Raw genomic sequence first — 20,042 nt, 5'->3', positions numbered from 1 at the left:
CATACCTACCTACGTTTTCTTTTTTAGAGGACCTGGCGTCTCTTTAACCAGTTTGTCTTATGGCCTTATTGAAACTGGTGTACCTATCGGGACAATACGTGCTAATTCCTCCACATCTTTATTGTTCATACGGATACAACCACGTGATACTGCTCTGCCAATCGAACTGGGATCGTTAGTACCGTGAATCCCATAATGTTCTTTCGATAAACTCATCCACATGGTGCCGAAAGGTCCTCCCGGATTAGGTGCTTTGTTTATAATGATAAAATCTCCAACAGGTGTATTGAATAACATTCTTCCTACCGCAATAGGATACTCTTTTTGTAAAAGCCCATCTTTAAACAACCGTAGTCGCCGATTGTTTATGGAAACCTCGATTTGATATGGCAGTGAGTTAGGATCTGGAAAACCTGGTATGACAATGGATTGACCTATATAAAGTATATTGGGGTTTATAGATGGGTTAGCGCTAATGATGTTGGATAGGGGTGTACGATAGTCTCGAGCTATTTGACTCAGTGTTTCCCCTTGTTGAACAGTATGAATCAGCATAAACACCTCCGCTTTAATGAAATAATATATTATATGCTAAATGATTGAAGTTGGTAATTTATTTTCGTCTATTTCGGTGATTGGAAGTAGACAATTTCAAAGACTTAAGTATAAGGACATAGTTTCACGAATAGAATCTCTTATAACAGAATTCTAAAGGTGGAATGAGATTGAAAATACTAGTTATATTTCTATTATTCTTTGTTTATTTCGCATTATCACTTTCACTAGAAAGTACAAATGCAATTGGATTGTATTTGGTCATTTCATTGGGATTATTCTTTTGGGGAGTTATAGAATGGAAATTTTTTTTAAATAGAAGAAACGCTGAAAGTAGAAGGAGATTAGAGGAACAACTTGCAGAAATTCCCCATACACAGTCTCTGATCTCGAACAATTTGTTAAATGTCATGTTAATAGATGATGTAGGAAACTTTCTTTATATACTTCAAAGAGATTCCATAGAAGAAGATTTTAGTATAGATCCTATTTCCTTTTCTAAAGTATTAGAGGTCGGCTTAGTAGAAGAGGGAGAGGTTATAAACTTATATCCGAGGAAAGGTTTGTTAGGCAGTACACTATTGCATGATCAAGCCGAAATGGAAGAAGATGTTGACGAGGAAGATGAAGAAGATGATGATGACGTTGAATCTATAGAAGCATTATGTTTGAGAATAGTAGTGGATGATTTGATCAATCCTATTTTAGAATATCCATTTATTGCAGATGACCAATCCTTTGAAATCGATTCGGAAGAATACACAGAAGTAAATGCACTTTGTAATGAATGGTATCAAAAAGTATGTATTATTATTAAACGCTATGAACATACCAATGTAGCTGTGAGACTTTGGCAATAAGATGAAACGTGGGAAGAAATAATAATATAAAAGGTGTCGAACCAATTAACGGAAAAATGACTTAGGCGGCACCTTTTTATACTAAGTATAAGTGATTTAATGAGATCTCCCTAGCTCTCACAAGTTGGCATACCTGGAACTGTGCCACTTGTCGGAGATAATCTTTTTTGCTTGGATTGTTCTTGGAGAATACTTATTAATACTTTTTGAATTAGTTTAGATTCGGGAGTTTCATTCAAATGAAATGCAAGATTACATTCTTCCGTTGGATCTCTAGTGACATTATATAATTCATATTCATCGTCAACAGGAGTTTGTTTCGTGGTAGTTATACAAATAGCTACTTCCTTCGTATCTGTAACTGGGGTGGAATCCTCCTGACTTGTCACTTTATCTTCTACACCGGGATTGCTCCAAAACTGTGGATTGTCAAAATAACGGGTAAGCTTCCAGACCTCATCGGTTTTTTCTTTACCAGTAGGCAATTTCAAAATAACGGTTTCTAGATGGTTTGGCTGAATAACTGATTCATATGGTTTTCCCGTTACAGTAAACTGATTTAATCCTTTTGTCACTTCATCGTCCGTCATAAAATATATAGGCTCGTTGGCCCGAGGGAAATTGGTATTTCCATTTATTAACGGGGAGAAATCTCGTCCAACCAATGGGTGCACCTCGCTATGGCTTTTCTTAAGTTCTTTTTGAGCATCGACTGCATTAATATTGGCAAGACCTAAAAGTGTAGGAATAATGTCTAGATGGCTTGTGATTATGTCCGTTTCTCTAGGGACTGAAAATTTTGGGCTATGAATTATTAAAGGAACATGTAAGGATTCTTCATAAGCATTATGCCACTTTTGAAATAGTCCACCATGTGCTCCTACTAAGCTTCCATGATCTGCTGTGAAAATTATTATTGTGTCTTCATAAAAGATGGATGATTGAAGGGCTTGAAATACTTTGTACATTTCATCATCTACCTTCTTTTGTAGAGAATAGTAGAGTTGTCTATAAAGTAGCGAATCGAATGTGGGCTGAAGGGCTTGTTGGTAGATATCACGATAACTTAACTGAACAGAAGGTTTGGTAAGTAGGTTTTCATTTGCTGTAGGTGCTGGTGGAACGAAAGGAAGAGTCGGATCAATCTCAAAATTATAGGAGGGATTGAATCGTGTGAATAGACCAAGCAGGGTAATATCATGTGGGTTCACGAATGAGGATACGATTAACCAAGGTTGATCGTTAGGTGATTTTGCATTTTTTTCGAGTGAATGTATTAAATCTACTACCTCTTTAGCGTAAACTTCATCTCTTCCACTTACTCCGACACCTGCCGAAGATGCAGAATTTCGCGGATTTGATCCATGAGGTTCAGGACCTATCCAACCATCAAAGCCATAATCACTTAATCTATTGGCTTTTTCATAAATTTGCTCTTGCGCACTGTTAGGTACACCAGTTTTTGTATCGTAGCTCGGTAATGCGTCATGCGTACCAGGTATTAGAATATCCTCATCCGATAGATGCCATTTTCCTTTCCAGTACGTTTGATATCCCGCTGTGCGAAAGTATTCCCCTAAAGTAGGCACTGTGCTATGATCTAACCAAAATACATCGGGATCAAATGCACCTTTTGCAACACCAGTCGTTTGTGTCACTCCATGAAGTGACGGATACTGGCCAGTAAAAAGCGTTGCTCTACTTGGTGAACAAGCGGTACTCCCAATATAATGATTTGAAAATGTCATTCCATTTTTGCGTAACAGCTCTTGCGTTTTTAAATTTTTCACTCGCCACTCTTTTATTGCTTCAGTTTCATAAACAGTCGGAAATCTCTCTTCATCTACAATGATAAAAAGAATGTTAGGTCTTTTATTGTGATGATGAGAATTTGAAAAGTTCTCATTTGATTTGCTCAATTTAATAACTCCTCCTTCTTTATTTTATATATCTGTTTAGTTTATGAAAAAAGGAGCAGGGGATATGGATAGTTAGTCTAGAGAGATGTCCAATTAACGCAAAAAGCTGCAACGACAAATAGTCATTGCAACTCTTATTGAATTATTTTCACTCCTATTTCTTAGTAATGGCTATCAACTATCGGATTACTTACTTTTCTCCAACATTTCTAAGAAAGCAGGGGGGATTGTTATTTGTTGATTTGAATTACTTATTAACTTAGTCAATTCATCTACTTCGGTTACTTTGTTTTCTTTTTTGATTACTTTTACTTCATTATGCAGTCGTTCCATTTTCTGATCTAATGCAAATGCTGAATCGGCTGCTTCTTTTAACTCGATTAATAACTGTTCCGGTACAGACTGATCATATTTATAAAAGATTTTATGTTCAAGGCTTGCCCAAAAATCCATCGCAATAGTTCGTATCTGCACTTCAACGGTTACAATTTCTTTACCATCGGACATAAAAACAGGTGTTTCCAATAAAACATGTAAACTTTTATAGCCATTACTTTTTGGGTTTTTAATATAATCTTTTACTTCTAATACCTTTATATCACTTTGTTTTTCCAACATACCAAAAACTCGATATATATCAGAGATGAAAGAGCAAGTAATACGCATTCCTGCAATGTCTTTCACATTTTCACGGATACTTTCTACTGAAATATTTTTACCCTTGCGATTAAGTTTTTTTAATATACCTTCTGGAGATTTCAATCTGGAATTCGTATGTTCAATTGGATTATAATCATGGATCATTAAAAATTCTTCTCGAAGAATTTCAATTTTTGTTTCAAGCTCACTCAATGCAAACTTATACAACAGCATCATTCGAGTCATTTTCTTTTTCATCTGTTGAAACTGTTCTACTTGTTCTTTATTCATCTATAAGCGCTCCTTCAATAACTACCTGTAGAAATGATAACAAACTTATCCTTTCTAAACAAACGTATTGCAAAGTAACGATTTTAGGAAGAAATATTTTACAAGTATTTGGATAAAATTTTTAGTATCTAGAGTTTCTACAAGTAAAAGCTGTTTGCAATTTCATATAATTATAGAGCGTCCGGGCATGTCTTCCCTTTGGTGTGTGATTATTTACTTTAGGCTGTAGCCGACGGAGAAACTCACGATCACATTCACATCGATTATTTCCTCTTCTATAGCATTCATCGTGTGCTTTACAAGCCGCATCCACATCATTTATAGGAGCACCAGGTCCACTACAACCGGGTCCACACCAATTATAACCAGGGAACACACAAAAACGGGGATTTCCATTTCTTCTATATGCCAAATATATGACCTCCTTATCATTGTTTTCTTTCTTATAGTCTATTCCTAAAATTTGGTATTGTATAAACTATCCGACCCATTCATGGATTGTCCACTAGTAGTCTATAAAAGCAAAAAAAGCTGTTTTTCCAAAACAGCCATCATAGCTAGAATGCTAGGATGTTCATAACACAGATGAGACTATGAGAATTAAATAATCCATCTGGATACAATGGTATCTATTTTAAAATTTATTACCTTGACTTCAAGATAATAAATCCATACACTTAACTAAACCAAGTGAAATACTATGTTTAATAGAAAAGGATGATGAGACATGGGAGAGACTAAGAAGCAAGGTCCAACTGAAGTGGATGAAAAGGGTAAATTTATTCGTCAAAAAAATCGTTTCTCAACAACTTTTGGAAGTGAAGCTGGTGAACTTTCAGTAGAAGCAGGAAAGTATCGTCTACTTTGGGCAGCTGTTTGTCCATGGGCACATCGCTCTGTCATTGTGAGAAGTGTACTTGGGTTAGAAGATGTTATTAGCTTAGGAACTGCAAGTCCAATGCGTCCGAATATTGATCGGGTAGATTGGGAGTTTTCCTTAGATAAGAATGGCGTTGACCCCGTTTTAGGTATTAAATATATAAGTGAAGTATATTTACAAGCAGATGCCACATATGAAGGCAGACCCACTGTTCCGGTCATTGTGGATATAGCAGAAAAAAAAGCTGTGAATAATGACTATTTCCGATTAACCAATCATTTTGAGACAGCTTGGAAGCCGTTCCACAAAGAAAATGCACCTGAGTTATATCCAGAGCATTTACGAGAAGAGATTGATGCATTAAGCGATATCATTTTCCATGAAGTGAATAATGGAGTGTATAAATGTGGCTTTGCTCGTTCCCAGGAAGCATATGAAGAAGCATACGACGTGTTATTTGCCCGTTTGGACGAACTAGAAAATCGTCTTTCTACGCAACGTTTCTTGTTTGGGGATTATATTACAGACTCAGATGTTCGCCTATACGCGACACTTGTACGCTTCGATGTTGCGTACTATGCGGCTTTCAAAACAAATCGAAACCGCATTGTTGATTTTCCGAATTTATGGGGTTACTTACGTGATTTATACCAAACACCTGGATTTGGTGATACAACAGATTTTGAAGCGATTAAAATACATTATCATTTATCAAACCATATTGCTAGTGACGATCAAAAAGGACCAAATAATATATTACCAAAAGGTCCGGATACGTCTATCTTCAACTCAAAGCATGACCGTGAGGCTTTAAGCGGTAAGGAAGAAAAATTTCTTATTCAATAATAAGGAGATGAAAAGATGATCATTCGTAATGCGAAAGAAGAAGAGTTAGTTCATATACGTGAAATGAGATTACATGCATATGAAGAGCATGCACCTAAAATACCGGAGGCCCACTGGAATGCACTTCAACAATCTATTCTATCGGATGCAGATTCCAAACCTGGTATTGAACGAATCGTGGCAGAAATTGATGGAGAAATTGCAGGAAGTGTTGCTTTGTTTGCACCTGATAAACAAATTTATGAAGGTTTACTGGACGAAGTGCTCAATTATCCAGAGTTACGTATGCTAGCTATCTCTCGACAAGCTAGAAGTAAGGGTGTAGCAACAGCACTTATCCATGAATGTATGAAGCGCACAAAAGAAAAAGGTTTTATAGAGATGGGACTGCATACTGCAGATTTTATGGAAAATGCCATAACATTATATACGCACCTAGGCTTTGAACGCTTACCACAATATGATTTTGAACCAGCAAATGACGGGATTATTGTAAAAGCATTTCGAATTAAAGTATAGCTAAGGAAAAAGATTCTCTTTATGTTAAATAAGAGGATCTTTTTTTTACGTTGTTCCGATTATGTAGCTGAATAATGAACATTTTCATATGATGAAAGGATGGAGCCAGTTCTTTCATAAATGTGGTATTTCTAAATCACCAACCATATTATAGACTTCATCGTTTTAACTCTTGATCAAAACAAGGAGGTGATATGTATGAACGAACAGGAAAATAACAGTAAAGAAGAAGCTGCTTCTCCTAAACAAAAGGAAACAGAGATAGGAGTAAATAAAAATAATGCTATTGGTTTAGATGAAAATATTGCTGGTATGCTTTGTTATTTTTTCATCGTCGGACTTATCTTTCTATTCGTAGAGAAGGAAAATCGCTTCATTCGTTTTCATGCATTGCAGTCCGTATTTTTAGGGGTAGCTCTTATTATAATAAGTATGGTCTTGCCTTTTATCCCAATAATCGGTTGGATACTGAGTATCTGGTTGCCTTTACTTGTCCTTGCACTGGTAGTTTTCTTAATGTACCAGGCTTACAATGGGAAATACTACAAGCTTCCAATTCTTGGTGATATTACTGAAAAACAGTTAAAGTAAGTTAGATATAAAGTTTCCGTAAATAGATGAAACTAAAATGGGGTACCTAGTTCTTTACAGCATAGTCTGTTTTAAGAGCTAGGTGTTTTTGTTTAAAATGAGTGAAAGAAAAAGAGAGTTAAAAGGAGTGATATAACCTATTGCTAGAAGAGGAGCTCTATCAAGCAAAATCGACTGGATATAATAACGTCAAAATAAAATTCAAATGATGAAAGCTGCTCAGGGAATTACACGAGTAGTTTTTTATAGAGGAAATTCAAAAGACTAAGCCGAATATTAATAGAGTAGATAGGGAGGGAAAAGATTGGAATATGCCTTTAAAATGTTTTCTGGAGTACATTTAACTTCCGCTATTACATTATTTATATTAATCTTGCTGTTATTTTTCACTAGAAACAAGTGGTCTCATCAACAACAGAAAATCCAATTAAGGGAACGTTTTTTCGCTCTGACTTTACTTATTATGGATGGTTGTTATTATATGTGGCTTGTTCAAACAGGAAGGTGGGATTGGGGAAACTCATTGCCCCTTGAGCTATGCAGCGTTAGTTTAATCGTTACAATGGTTTTACTTTGGACTGGTAACAAGAAGTTCTATCCGTTTGTATTTTTTGCTGGAATTGGAGGAGCTATTCAGGCAGTTGCCACACCGGTATTAGATATAAATTTTCCTCACTTCAGGTTCTTTCATTTCTTCTATACACATTTTGGAATTATTTTAACTGCCCTTTATTTCACGTGGGTGAGAGGTTACCGACCAACTTTTAAAGGGCTTATCCAGACGATGGTTATTTTGAATATATTGCTACCTTTCTTATTCGCTATAAATTTTATAGTAGATGGCAATTATATGTTTTTACAGGAAAAGCCAAAGGGTGGGAGTTTATTGGATTTTCTAGGTCCTTATCCGTGGTATGTATTATCACTGGAATTTGTAGCGTTTGGTGTATTTTGCTGTCTATGGCTTTTGTTTAGGAACCGGAGTAAGCAAGGAGAGAGTGTATATGTTAAATAATCCGACCACCTTATCAGACTGGGTAACACCACATTCTATAGAGTGGTATGAACAACTGTCAGCATTGCAACGTGTTTATAAGTACAATTGGAATTCCACAATAACCATACCAAATGGAGAGTCTGTTTTTGATGAAGAAGTGACGAGGTTGATCAAAAACAAAAAGGTTTTGGATGTTGGTTGTGGGCATGGCGAGTTTACTAAGTATTGTAGTTCATTTGCAAGGCAGATTGTAGGTTTTGATGTTACCGAAAACTTCTTGGAAATTGCGAATGTAAATGAGAAGTCGAATCTATCTTTCCAAGCTGGAAATACAAAACATGGGATGCCTTTCGAAAAAGAGGAGTTTGAATGTGCTTACATACGAAAGGGACCTACCTCGGCATATTCCTCCCTTGCTGAAATAGTTCAAAAGGGAGGAATCATTCTGGGACTTCATCCTGGAGACGACTTCGGCAAAGAACTGCCTCAAATATTCCCAAAGTTATTTGAACAATCCTTGGGTACGCCTTTCTTAGATAAAATAGAATTACAATTAGCGAATAATAAGTACACCACTTCTAAAATTGACTATGTGGTAAGTACAGAATATCTTCATTCACCTTTAGACGTATTAAAATTACGCTGCTTTGGTCAGCGGGCTTCAGTTTACGACAAGCTAAAGGAAGAAGATTTAGAGGAAGTTACTAAAATATTTAATGAAAATAGTACAACGAATGGTCTAGCAGTGACCAATTCCTTCTACATCGTTCGCTTAATTGTTTAAAGGGACTGAAACTTTTTTTGTGGTAAAAGTGTCCTATATATAAAGGGGAGAATTTACAGCATGAAGTTATTAAAAAAGACGAGCATGGCTATTCTAGTCATGTTAACTGTGATTGTATTGAGCGCATGCGCAGAAAAGGAAACACCAAAAGAAGCAACACCAAAAGAAGCAACACCAAAAGAATCAATGTCTGCAGGTGAAAAACTCGTTAATATTATGAATTATGAGCTTTCTACAAAGCTTCTCACTTTGGATGAGGTTGAATGGATTGATGAATCGGATACGGATAGGATTAAGGAATTGGGGTTAGATGTAGAGAAAGATCTACCTACGTCATTTGCTGTTACTGGATTTGCAATTTATAACGAAACCATGGAAGAAGTAAGCATAAAACTAGCTGATGATGCAGAACTGTTTTTAGTAAATCAAGAAAATCCATTGGAGCCAAGACCGGTTGATGAAAAGGAATTTATCACTTATTTATTAGGTGTTAAAGGTCCTTATAATGTAACTGTTAAAGATGATGAAGTAGTGAGAGTCGAAGAAAAGTATATGCCTTAATGATTGAAAACACTTGGATTACTGTAAATAAGCAGTAATCCAGGTGTTTTTTTTGTTCTAGTTTATCGATTATGAGCTATTTTGCTATTTTATGGGCTATGTGGTCACTCCTTCGCTTGAGAAATATTATTTATAAAAGAGGAATTAATTGCTATACGGGAGAATTTAAGAGTAGAAAGCATTATAGAAGGGATTGAAATTTTGTATATATTAAAGAAAATGACACAGACACAAGCTGAAGATATAGCTAGTAATTGGCATTATAATGATGAATACTCTTTTTATGATATGGATGCAGATGAAGAGGACCTTGTTGAATTCTTAGATCCAAATCAACGTAAGGAGTCTACATTTGCTGTCATGAATGGTCAAGATATTATTGGTTACTTTAGTTTTAATAGAGTAGATAAAGGAACGATTGATATAGGTTTAGGGCTGAAACCAAATTTAACTGGAAATGGAAGAGGAGTGGAGTTCCTAAGAGCAGGCCTAGATTTTGCTAAATTTACGTATAATCCTGACTATATTACATTATCGGTAGCAACCTTTAATCAACGAGCTATAAAAGTATATAAAAAAGTTGGATTTAAGGAAGTGCAGACATTTATGCAGACAACAAATGGAGGTTGTTATGAGTTCCTTAAAATGACTTATCCATGTGTTCGCTAAAGGAGTGCTATTTATCTATGAACTTTCATTCGGAGTATATAGTGGAATATCGGTTCAATATTCAATTGATGAAAAATTATCACAAGAAGAGTTTGAAGAACTAGTGACTTATATTTTCAGATAATATTAGCTATCGAAAGTGCAAACAATATTTATGTTTCAATCTTAGAGTGGAAAATGGTAATCTTTTATTCAATGAATAAAAAGTATATCAACGCAATAGAGTGGGTAAAAGAATACTCATATGGAATGCGAAATAGATTACTACTTTCAGTTTTGAGAGCAGGTTTTAAGGATAAGCGGATAGTCTGGCATGGTGAAGATGGTTACGGGATTGCAGTGCATTCCTCATAAATATTCTATTCGTTAATTTATCTATATAAAAAAATAAGCTGTGTATTAATTTAGAAATGGAGCTAAAAAATGACTACTGAAATCATAAAACAGAACAAGATAAGTTGGGATATGGTAGCTCACCATTTTCATGGTATAGATGCTTTACCTAGTTATGGCCCATTTGCTCAAACTGAAGAAGAGTTAGGATTACTGGAAGAAATGGAAAATAAGAAAGTGTTAGATATTGGTTGCGGAAGTGGACACTCATTATTATATATGGCGGACAGGGGTGCTAGAGAACTATGGGGAGTCGACCTATCTGAGAAACAAATTAAGGCTGCTGAGGAAACACTCGATGGTTTAGACACACATTTATTCTGTTCCCCGATGGAAGTTGAAATTGGATTACCAAAATTGTATTTTGACTGTGTTTATTCCATTTATGCTATTGGGTGGACTACTGATTTAACCACTACGTTTAGATTAATTTATTCCTATTTGAAGCAAGGAGGAAGCTTTGTATTCAGTTGGGATCATCCGTTATACGCTCATATTACAACTGAGAATGGACAATTTAGTTTAAATGGTTCATACCAGGAGGAAGGTTTTACAACATATCTGAACTTTAAAGGTGAAGATGCTCCAATGGTAATTCCTAATAGAAAGCTAAGTACATATATTAACGAATTGATTAAAGTAGGATTTACGATTGACTCTGTAATAGAAAGTGAAGTATCTGTTAATTATGAGTCGACTGAGGAAGAAGTTTCTGATAGATATTATTCATTATATAAAGCAAAAAGATTCCCTACTACTCTGATTATCAAAGTTATAAAAAAATAATCAGAGGGTATTTATGGGAGGTGATAATTTGGAGGAGAACAATAAGTTCGCTTTATATTTCTATGCTTATGCAGGTGCATTAGGTCTGGTTCTTTTAATAGTAACTATCATAAAATATTATGAAACTGTTGAATTTAGTTCTAGTTACCTATTACCTTTCTTTGGATTTATTCTTACATTTTCTTATATAAATTACTTGGAAAGTAGAGCAGGCATTAGTAAAAAGATTATTTGGATCAAATCGATTTCATCAATTATTATGTTGCTGTTAATTTCAAAGGTTTTATTTTATTAATCTAATACCGTGGTTACTTTTACGGGGCAGGTTAATATCGAGTAGTGTAGAAATATTAGTTTGGACAAAACGTTCAACCAGAATAGAGGGGATATTATGGATATATCTTTTAAAACGGCAGAAGGTAGATTTAATTATCGTGTGGGGGGATTGATAGTGCATGATAACAAGCTGCTAATCATGCAAGACCAAGGTCAGCCATACTATTATGTACCAGGTGGACGTATTAAAATGAACGAAAAAAGCGAAGATGCAGTCAAGCGTGAAATAAAAGAAGAGCTAGGCGTGGAAGTCACTGTAAAGCGAATGCTTTGGGTAAATGAAAATTTTTTCAAAGAGGAAACACTTAATGAACAATTTCATGAAATTTGCTTCTTTTATTTGCTGGAGTTAGAAGATGAAAAACTCCTAAAAAATAATGAATTTGTAGTAGATGAAGAAGGGGAAATACATACATATTTTTGGAAAACGCTGAATGAACTTAAACTTATTAATCTGTATCCACAGTTTTTGAGAGAGAAGATAGTTGAGCTGCCTTTGCATATAAAACATATTGTAGTGACTTAAAATAAGTCGTGGTGATACTATAGTTAAGCGAAGTGAGTAATGGAATAATAAAAAACGCTGAATTGACTCAGCGTTTTTATTATGTTGATATTTGGTAGAAATAATCTTGTTAATAGGTAGTTACTTTCGTAAACTTTTGCAATGTATAAATCCATCTTTGCCACCAAGTAAATCCATCTTGGAACTCTTCCAGTTCTACTGTGTACATAGCGTCTTCGTTATTCCAAAGTCGTTCAAAATAAGTTTCCATTTGAATTACTAATTCACTATCATTTGGTGCTACTACTTTTAAATTATTTTCAAGATTATAATCATCTAGCGTTCTTTCCGTGTAATTAGAAGAACCACTAGAAATAATCGTATGCTCGTCCGATTGAATCCAAATTGCTTTTGTATGGTATTGACCAATCACCGTATTATACCATCGTATATTCAGTTTACCTTTTGTATCTTCAACCATTTCCTGTACTACCGGACGATTTGGAAGTCCAGATTTTTCCTGACCAAATGAATTTTCGTTTGGATCGAGAATCATATTAACTTCTACACCTCGATTTGCGGCATCTATTAGTGCATTTACGATATCTCGCTTAGCAACAAAAAACATCCCGAGCCAAATTTTATCGCCTTTTTTGGTTGCTGCTAAGTCTTCGAGTAAAGCATCGAGAATCTTTTTCTCTGTTAAATACTGCACCTGATATTGTCCGTTGGATTCTTTTGTATCTACACGAGGCAATTTAGGACCACCGGAAAACAAGGAAACGGCTTCTTCTGATTTTAAAATATCATTTAAGATGGGACCGGTAACTTTCAGTGCAATATTACCATGAAACCCACTCGCATCATGCGGGTTAGAAGACGTTACCATTGCTTCTTTTTCCGTAACTACTGCCTTCCGATGGTTTGCTTTCACATTAAGCAAAGTCAAATAGGAAGCAACTGTCATCTTAGGGGCTTCACTTGCCATCGCATTCGCAATCCAGCCCTCGCCTCCAAAGTCAAACCATTGGAAAAAGGTACGATAAATACCCGAATAGACGGGGGTAGAATCGCGCAAAGGATCTAAATCGGTATAAACTATTTCTACACCAGCTTCTCGCATTTTCTTAAACCACTTACTTTCAAAGGACCCGTAGCCCTTGTTTAGAGGATCGGTGATAAATACGATAGGCATATCTGGATGGTCTATCTTTTTTTGGGCTAAAGTTGAAGACAATGTATCTGCAATCTTAGGGAAGTCTTCCTTTTCATCGTAATAGCCATCAACCAAGAAAAAATCCACTACGACAAAATCTTCTGCTTCCTCAATCATGTTATAAACTTCTTCAAATATATGATTTTCGTGAACCATGCCAGTTCCTTCTTGGTCCTGTGCATAGGTTAAATCAGTAATCATCTCAACTGAATCTGTATTATGTATGTCCCCTTTAAAGGAAACTCCCTCTGGTAAGGGTTTATATGTATGCCACAGCATGACTGCTATATAAACTACCGCAAACGCACATAGAGAACCGACCACTATTCTTTTTCGTTTACTCCATGGCTTCTTCTTCTTTCTAACCATCTTTCTTCCCCCTACTAATTCTCTTTTCTAGTTCTTTTCCCTTATAACTTGGAATACAAACCACCTTATAGAAGTCATGTAGCATGGTTTCTTAGGAAAGTGGACACTCCTAGATATTCCATTAAATATCAATGAAAAAAGAGACCAATCATATTATGATATGGGCTCTTTTCTGTTGTCTATTATTTAGAAGAAACTACCAAAAATCGGATAGTCTTGTCTGAATAGTTATACCAGTAATGAGGCATATTCGCATCGAACATTATGGATTGTTGTTCCTGTAATTCCCTTTTTGACTCATTTACGACAACAGTTAATGTACCTTCTAGAACAAATAAAAATTCATGACCTCCGTGAGAAAAGGCATTTCCTTCATTTTCACCTGGCTGGAGAGTTACTAGTATAGGGGCATAGGATGCTTCTTTCATATCACAGGATAAATCCTTGTAATAGAATTGCTGTCTTATTTCTTCTAGTTCTTCTGCGTGTGTGCTATCTGGGAAAAATACGGTTGGATTCACTGTTAATGCGTCTGCTATTTTTTTTAGGGATTCGAGTGTAACGCTCGATTTTCCTCGCTCCACCTGAGATAGGAAACTGATGGAGACATTGGTTTGTGCTGCTAAATCCTTTAAGGTTAGTTTTCGTTCTTTTCGTAATTCCTTTAAAATCTTACCAATTGAATGAGAAGACATCTATTATTCTCCTTAACTATGATGTATATATACATCATACCTTACCCTTTTGATATTCTTCCAATTATTATATTAAAAATAATGTTGACAGAAAATTTAAAACTATTTAGAATGTTAAAAACGGGAGAATTAAAGTGTCACTTCAATTATTAAAGGGGAAATGTGCGATGGATCCAAAGAAAATGAGGAAAGTCTGGATTGCAAGTTTAGTAGGAAGCTCGATTGAATGGTTCGATTATTTCTTGTATGGTACAGTTGCAGCACTTGTATTTAATCAAATATTTTTTGTTACAGAAGATCCATCAGTTGGACTAATACTTGCTTATGCATCATTTGCTCTATCATTCTTCATTCGCCCATTCGGGGGGATTATCTTCAGTCATATTGGAGATAGAATTGGGCGTAAAAAAACTTTAGTAGTTACACTATCACTGATGGGCGTCGCTACTTTTGGAATGGGGTTACTTCCAACCTATCAGGCGATTGGAATTTGGGCACCAATTTTGTTAATCACTTTACGTTTAGTTCAAGGGCTAGGTATTGGTGGAGAATGGGGAGGAGCCCTATTATTAGCGGTTGAATACGCGCCAAAAGAAAAAAGAGGTCTTTACGGATCCATCCCCCAAATGGGTGTGACGATTGGGATGGTAATGGGTACAGTTGCCTTATCTATAATGACTCTACTACCGGAAGAGTCATTCATGACTTGGGGTTGGCGTATACCATTCTTATTAAGTGCTTTACTAGTAATTTTCGGATTGTGGATTCGTAAAGGAATTGACGAAACGCCTTCATTTAAAAAAGTACAAGAAACTGGAGATATTCCTAAATTACCAATTGTAGATACATTAAGGTATCACTGGCGTGAAGTATTAATAGCAATTGGTGCGAAGGTAGTAGAAACGGCGCCATTTTATATATTTGGAACATTTGTTGTTTCCTATGCAACTACGGAACTAGGTTTTTCTAGAACGACGACTTTGAACACCGTAATGGTAGCGACGATTATTACAACTATATTGATTCCTATTATGGGTAGCTTATCCGATAGAATCGGTCGTAAAAAAGTGTATGTAGCTGGTACCATTGGGATGCTATTATTTGCTTTCCCATATTTCTGGATGCTACAACAACAATCAGTTGTTTTACTAGTTGTGGCAACTGTAATCGGTCTAGGTATTATTTGGGCTCCAATTACAGCGGTACTTGGTACTATGTTCTCTGAAATATTTAATGCGAAGGTTCGTTATACTGGAGTTACATTAGGGTACCAAATTGGAGCGGCTTTAGCTGGAGGAACTGCCCCATTGGTAGCGGCGAGCCTGATGTTACAGTTTAACGGTTCTTATGTGCCAGTTGCAGTATATATCATGTTCACGGCAGTAATCTCTTTAATCGCTATTTGGGCAGTAAAAGACCGCAGTCAGGAAAACTTAGATGAGGAAAGTCCGTTAATAAAACCAGGTAGCAAAAGTATTAAAGTTGAAAAAGAATTAAGCAAAGTCTAATAACAAAACTCGTCTTTGCACGTGAGTGAAAAGACGAGTTTTTCATCATTGGAGGGTCACATAATGTTAATAGTGAATGAACAAGAAATTATGCGTACATATAATATGAATGAAGCAATAAAAGATGTAGAAGAAGTGTTGAAGGCGATAGTAGCTGAGAAAATTTCAAACCCGCATCGGACTGTAATCGAATTTCCACAACATGAGGCATCAGCCCTTTACATGCCGAGTGCGGATTTAGTAGAAGAAGTAACTGCTGTTAAAGTAGTAACTATCTATCCAAACAATCCAACTAATGGAAAACCAACGACACAAGGGGTTGTTCTATTATCGGACGCCAAAAATGGGGAGCATGTGGCAATGTTGAACGCTTCTTACTTAACTCGATTACGAACGGGAGCCCTAAGTGCTATTGCTACCAATTATTTAGCTAGAAAAAATGCAAAGGTACTGACGGTTATTGGTACTGGGGCCATGGCTTTTGAACAAACTTTAGGCGTACTTGCAGTTCGAGATATCGATCGAATTATATTATTTAATCGTACTGCAAAAAAAGCACAGCAATTTGGAGAGCAGTTAAAAGATTTTGGTATAGAGGTTCCTTTTGAAATAGCAGAAGACGTATCTGTAGCAGTTCGTCAGGCACATATCATTTGCTGTGCAACTCGTTCAGTCGAACCTGTATTTAATGGGAATGACTTACAACCAGGCACACATATTAATGGTGTAGGTTCTTATTTACCACATATGTTGGAGCTAGATGTAACAACTATAAAACGTGCTTCTAAAGTAGTTGTGGATGATTTGGCAGGAGTGAAGGATGAAGCTGGTGAACTGATACATGCTGAGAGTATTGGGGAGTGGTCATTTAATGATGTGCACGGAGAAATAGGGCAGCTTGTTGCACGACAAGTAAATGGTCGAGAAGAGGAAGATGAAATTACTATATTCAAATCTGTAGGGGCGGCCTATTTTGATTTGGCTGTAGCTAAAGGCGCCTATATAAAAGCCAAAGAAAAAAACATTGGAACACATATAGAAGTTTGATGAACAAACTAAAACTGTCTCCACTATGGGACAGTTTTTTTATTAGGAGAAAAATTAACTCTATGAGAGGTTTTATTTTATAAATCTGTGGAAGGATAGCATTATTGACAGGTTTTAATATCCATGATAAAATTACTTTGAATTAGAGATACTTAAATTAAAGATAAATTATTGGAGGAATATAGATGAATCACTTAAAAGGAATACACCATGTTACTGCTATTACAAGTAGTGCAGAAGAAAACTATAGATTTTTCACTTATGTATTAGGCATGAGACTCGTTAAGAAAACAGTCAACCAAGATGATATTCAAACTTATCATTTGTTTTTTGCTGATGATGTTGGTGGGGCAGGAACGGATATGACGTTCTTCGATTTTCCAAACATACCAAAAGGGACACACGGTACGAACGAAATATATCGTACTGGCTTCCGCGTGCCTACTGATGCTGCGTTAGATTACTGGGTAAAACGTTTTGACCGCCTAAATGTAAAACATACTGGCATACAAGAGCAATTCGGAACTCAGGTATTATCATTTGTAGATTTTGACGACCAACAATATCAACTAGTATCAGATGAAAACAATAATGGTGTAGCAGCAGGCACACCATGGCAAAAAGGTCCCATCCCACTAGAATTTGCTATAACTGGTCTAGGACCGATTACTATACGCATTGCTGAATTTGACTACATGAAAGAAGTGCTTGAAAAGGTATTATTATTTAAAGAGATTGGACAAAACGGGTCATTCCACTTATTTGAAGTAGGTGAGGGTGGTAATGGTGCACAGGTTATAATAGAAAAAAACATCATACTTCCTCCAGGTCGTCAAGGTTTCGGAACTGTTCATCATGCAGCTTTCCGAGTGGAAGATCGAGCAGTATTAGATGAATGGACACAACGGATGGAAAGCTTTGGCTTCAAAACATCTGGATTTGTCGATCGCTTCTTTTTCCAATCCTTGTATTCAAGAGTTGCAAACGGCATTCTGTTTGAGTTTGCCACAGATGGTCCAGGATTTATGGGGGACGAATCATATGAAACACTTGGGGAAAAATTGTCATTACCTCCATTCCTAGAACCACAGCGCAAACAAATTGAAGGACTAGTTCGTCCAATCGATACAGTTCGAAGCACAATCGAATTTGTAAAAGAATAAAAATAGAGTAAACCGTTTCCTAAAAGGGAGGCGGTTTTTTTTATATGGCTGCATTAATAGTTGAGAGTAAAAAAATGCTTCTAGGAATAGTATCCGCTTAGTGAGTAAACGAGCGATGAGCCAAGTAAATTCAGTTTAACAGTGAGTAAAAACTTTCTTATAAAGCTATCTGAACTATGTAGTAGATTCATTAAAACAGATTTCAAATAAAAGTCATAAATAGAGCAATCGAATGCTTTATCTTAAACTTTTCAGGGTATACATAGAGGTTAGTAAATATAGTATAGGTAAGGGGGCATACAATTTGATTCGTTTCGAGAATATTACGAAGGTGTTTCCAGACGGAACGAAAGCTTTGCAAGGGGTCTCTTTAACAATTCCAAAGGAGCAGTTAGTGGTCATCATAGGACCGAGTGGTTGTGGTAAAACAACCCTTCTAAAACTTATTAATCGTTTAGAAACTCCGACGTCTGGAGAAATTTACGTAGGCGACAAAGTAATTTCTACTATTGATCCTGTTGAACTAAGGAAAACAATTGGATATGTAATTCAGCGAATTGGCTTATTTCCTCATATGACTATTGAAAAAAATGCTGCTCTAGTCCCAAACTTGAAGGGCTGGCCAAAGGAAAAAACGGCAACCCGTATTTTCGAATTAATGAATATGGTAGGACTTAAACCCGAACAGTTTTTACGAAAATACCCACTTGAGTTAAGTGGTGGTCAGCAACAACGAGTCGGTGTTGTGCGGGCACTAGCTGCGAATCCAGATATTATATTAATGGATGAACCATTTAGTGCACTGGATCCGATTAGCCGGGAACAATTGCAAAATGAGATAAAGTATTTACAAGAAAAGATAAAGAAAACAATTGTCTTTGTTACACATGATATTGATGAAGCACTGAAAATTGCAGATATGGTTATAGTCATGAAAGATGGCATGATTGAGCAGATTGGGACACCTACAGAGTTAATAGAAAACCCTATCAATGATTTTGTGAAAAACTATATCGGAATCGAAAGAATTAATCGGAAAAAATCTGTTGGAAAAAGGGAACTAAAGGACTTTTCCTCCTTTTTTGACGGCGAATGGGAAGCTCCGTATATAGAAGTCGATGCAGCTATGTTAATAGAAGAGGCTATTGCTTTACTAGAAAACGGAACTACACATGGCCTTCTAGTGAAGGGTAACAACAAGGTGCTGGGCTTTGTAAATCAATCTATCCTACTTCGTGCAATATTAGTGAAGGAAGAGGTGGTATAAGTGAGTACCTTTATAGAGACGGTTCAAAGTCGTTCAGATTTAATACAAGAGGCGTTTATGCAGCATATTTACTTATCATTTGTAGCTTTAGCCGTTGGTATTGCCATTGCCTTACCTTTAGGTATATTAGTTGCAAGGTATCGTAGAATAGCAGAGCCAGTTATAGGAATCACCGCGATCTTTCAGACAATACCTAGCTTAGCGCTTTTTGGCTTCCTCGTTCCATTAATAGGAATTGGTGCTAAAACAGCTTTAATAGCCTTAATAATTTATGCACTTTTACCTATTTTACGTAATACATATACCGGGATTTCAAATATCGACGAATCTATGATTGAAGCCGGAAGAGGAATGGGTATGACGAAAGGTCAGTTGCTCTGGCAAATTGAATTTCCGCTTGCTTTGCCATTTATAATGGCGGGTATTCGAACGGCTACAGTTCTAACTGTAGGTATTGCTACCTTGGCAACATTTGTTGGAGCAGGTGGGTTGGGAGACGTAATTTACCGTGGATTGCAATCATACAATAATTCGCTCGTATTAGCAGGGGCATTACCAGTTGCATTACTAGCAATTCTGTTTGATCTGCTATTGAAATGGATTGAGAAAAAAGCTACACCAAAAGGAATGAAAACTGGAGGATGAA

The 20,042-nt window shown here is 36.2% G+C and carries 22 protein-coding genes; 16 read left to right on the top strand and 6 right to left on the bottom strand.

Going from position 1 to position 20,042, the window contains the following annotated elements:
• Positions 1–57: 57 nt before the first annotated feature.
• Complete coding sequence (locus tag MHI47_RS15805) at positions 58–552, bottom strand: L,D-transpeptidase family protein (protein WP_340832079.1); 495 nt, start codon at positions 550–552, stop codon at positions 58–60.
• Positions 553–725: 173 nt separating this feature from the next.
• On the opposite strand from MHI47_RS15805, the gene MHI47_RS15800 reads away from it, so the two are divergent.
• Positions 726–1,415 carry a hypothetical protein gene (locus MHI47_RS15800; RefSeq protein WP_340831443.1) on the top strand — a complete coding sequence of 230 codons (690 nt, stop codon included), beginning with the start codon at positions 726–728 and terminating at the stop codon, positions 1,413–1,415.
• A 110-nt stretch (positions 1,416–1,525) separates the two neighbouring features.
• Here MHI47_RS15800 and MHI47_RS15795 read toward each other — a convergent pair whose 3' ends face one another.
• The 3 genes from MHI47_RS15795 to MHI47_RS15785 form a co-directional block, all read right to left on the bottom strand.
• On the bottom strand, positions 1,526–3,334 hold the full coding sequence (locus MHI47_RS15795; RefSeq protein WP_340831442.1) for a sulfatase-like hydrolase/transferase: 1,809 nt from the start codon (positions 3,332–3,334) through the stop codon (positions 1,526–1,528).
• Positions 3,335–3,520: 186 nt separating this feature from the next.
• Positions 3,521–4,264 (bottom strand): GTP pyrophosphokinase, encoded by a 744-nt coding sequence (locus MHI47_RS15790; RefSeq protein WP_340763442.1) that lies wholly within the window; start codon positions 4,262–4,264, stop codon positions 3,521–3,523.
• A gap of 121 nt (positions 4,265–4,385) precedes the next feature.
• Entirely contained in the window at positions 4,386–4,640 is a 255-nt protein-coding gene (locus tag MHI47_RS15785) for a phospholipase (protein WP_340764545.1), read from the bottom strand.
• A gap of 351 nt (positions 4,641–4,991) precedes the next feature.
• On the opposite strand from MHI47_RS15785, the gene MHI47_RS15780 reads away from it, so the two are divergent.
• From MHI47_RS15780 to MHI47_RS15735, 10 genes are all read left to right on the top strand, one after another.
• Positions 4,992–5,990 carry a glutathione S-transferase family protein gene (locus MHI47_RS15780; RefSeq protein WP_340831441.1) on the top strand — a complete coding sequence of 333 codons (999 nt, stop codon included), beginning with the start codon at positions 4,992–4,994 and terminating at the stop codon, positions 5,988–5,990.
• A gap of 15 nt (positions 5,991–6,005) precedes the next feature.
• Complete coding sequence (locus MHI47_RS15775) at positions 6,006–6,509, top strand: GNAT family N-acetyltransferase (RefSeq protein WP_340831440.1); 504 nt, start codon at positions 6,006–6,008, stop codon at positions 6,507–6,509.
• Positions 6,510–6,707: 198 nt separating this feature from the next.
• The gene (locus tag MHI47_RS15770) at positions 6,708–7,100 is read left to right on the top strand and encodes a DUF4870 domain-containing protein (RefSeq protein ID WP_340831439.1); all 393 of its coding nucleotides are present in this window, start codon (positions 6,708–6,710) and stop codon (positions 7,098–7,100) included.
• Between the two features lie 304 nt (positions 7,101–7,404).
• Complete coding sequence (locus tag MHI47_RS15765; RefSeq protein WP_340831438.1) at positions 7,405–8,115, top strand: YwaF family protein; 711 nt, start codon at positions 7,405–7,407, stop codon at positions 8,113–8,115.
• Positions 8,105–8,881, top strand: a complete 777-nt coding sequence (locus MHI47_RS15760) for a methyltransferase domain-containing protein (RefSeq protein ID WP_340831437.1) — start codon at positions 8,105–8,107, stop codon at positions 8,879–8,881. The genes MHI47_RS15765 and MHI47_RS15760 overlap by 11 nt, the downstream gene beginning before the upstream one ends.
• 60 nt (positions 8,882–8,941) lie before the next feature.
• On the top strand, positions 8,942–9,442 hold the full coding sequence (locus MHI47_RS15755; protein WP_340831436.1) for a hypothetical protein: 501 nt from the start codon (positions 8,942–8,944) through the stop codon (positions 9,440–9,442).
• Positions 9,443–9,661: 219 nt separating this feature from the next.
• Positions 9,662–10,111, top strand: a complete 450-nt coding sequence (locus tag MHI47_RS15750) for a GNAT family N-acetyltransferase (protein WP_340832077.1) — start codon at positions 9,662–9,664, stop codon at positions 10,109–10,111.
• 423 nt (positions 10,112–10,534) lie between these two features.
• Entirely contained in the window at positions 10,535–11,290 is a 756-nt protein-coding gene (locus MHI47_RS15745) for a class I SAM-dependent methyltransferase (RefSeq protein ID WP_340831435.1), read from the top strand.
• 28 nt (positions 11,291–11,318) lie between these two features.
• Positions 11,319–11,585, top strand: coding sequence for a hypothetical protein (locus MHI47_RS15740; RefSeq protein WP_093538101.1), 267 nt, complete (start codon positions 11,319–11,321; stop codon positions 11,583–11,585).
• 96 nt (positions 11,586–11,681) lie between these two features.
• A complete protein-coding gene (locus MHI47_RS15735; protein ID WP_340831433.1) occupies positions 11,682–12,152 on the top strand; it encodes an NUDIX hydrolase in 471 nt (156 codons plus the stop codon).
• Between the two features lie 109 nt (positions 12,153–12,261).
• Here the strand turns inward: MHI47_RS15735 and MHI47_RS15730 are convergent, their stop codons facing one another.
• A complete protein-coding gene (locus MHI47_RS15730) occupies positions 12,262–13,716 on the bottom strand; it encodes a phospholipase D family protein (RefSeq protein ID WP_093538103.1) in 1,455 nt (484 codons plus the stop codon).
• 182 nt (positions 13,717–13,898) lie between these two features.
• The gene (locus MHI47_RS15725) at positions 13,899–14,411 is read right to left on the bottom strand and encodes a helix-turn-helix domain-containing protein (RefSeq protein ID WP_093538104.1); all 513 of its coding nucleotides are present in this window, start codon (positions 14,409–14,411) and stop codon (positions 13,899–13,901) included.
• A gap of 167 nt (positions 14,412–14,578) precedes the next feature.
• Here MHI47_RS15725 and MHI47_RS15720 point away from each other — a divergent pair, with 167 nt between their 5' ends.
• From MHI47_RS15720 to MHI47_RS15700, 5 genes are all read left to right on the top strand, one after another.
• Complete coding sequence (locus MHI47_RS15720; RefSeq protein WP_093538105.1) at positions 14,579–15,919, top strand: MFS transporter; 1,341 nt, start codon at positions 14,579–14,581, stop codon at positions 15,917–15,919.
• Between the two features lie 63 nt (positions 15,920–15,982).
• Positions 15,983–16,966: an ornithine cyclodeaminase family protein gene (locus MHI47_RS15715; RefSeq protein ID WP_340831432.1), complete on the top strand. Its 984-nt coding sequence runs from the start codon at positions 15,983–15,985 to the stop codon at positions 16,964–16,966.
• A 185-nt stretch (positions 16,967–17,151) separates the two neighbouring features.
• Positions 17,152–18,129, top strand: coding sequence for a ring-cleaving dioxygenase (locus MHI47_RS15710; protein ID WP_340831431.1), 978 nt, complete (start codon positions 17,152–17,154; stop codon positions 18,127–18,129).
• Between the two features lie 304 nt (positions 18,130–18,433).
• Positions 18,434–19,396, top strand: coding sequence for an ABC transporter ATP-binding protein (locus MHI47_RS15705; RefSeq protein ID WP_340831430.1), 963 nt, complete (start codon positions 18,434–18,436; stop codon positions 19,394–19,396).
• A 57-nt stretch (positions 19,397–19,453) separates the two neighbouring features.
• Positions 19,454–20,041 carry an ABC transporter permease gene (locus MHI47_RS15700; RefSeq protein WP_411747102.1) on the top strand — a complete coding sequence of 196 codons (588 nt, stop codon included), beginning with the start codon at positions 19,454–19,456 and terminating at the stop codon, positions 20,039–20,041.
• Position 20,042 lies beyond the last annotated feature (1 nt).

This window comes from Psychrobacillus sp. FSL H8-0487 (genome assembly GCF_038008385.1).
Lineage (GTDB): Bacteria > Bacillota > Bacilli > Bacillales_A > Planococcaceae > Psychrobacillus > Psychrobacillus psychrotolerans.
This window is presented reverse-complemented; position numbering and strand designations above follow the sequence as displayed.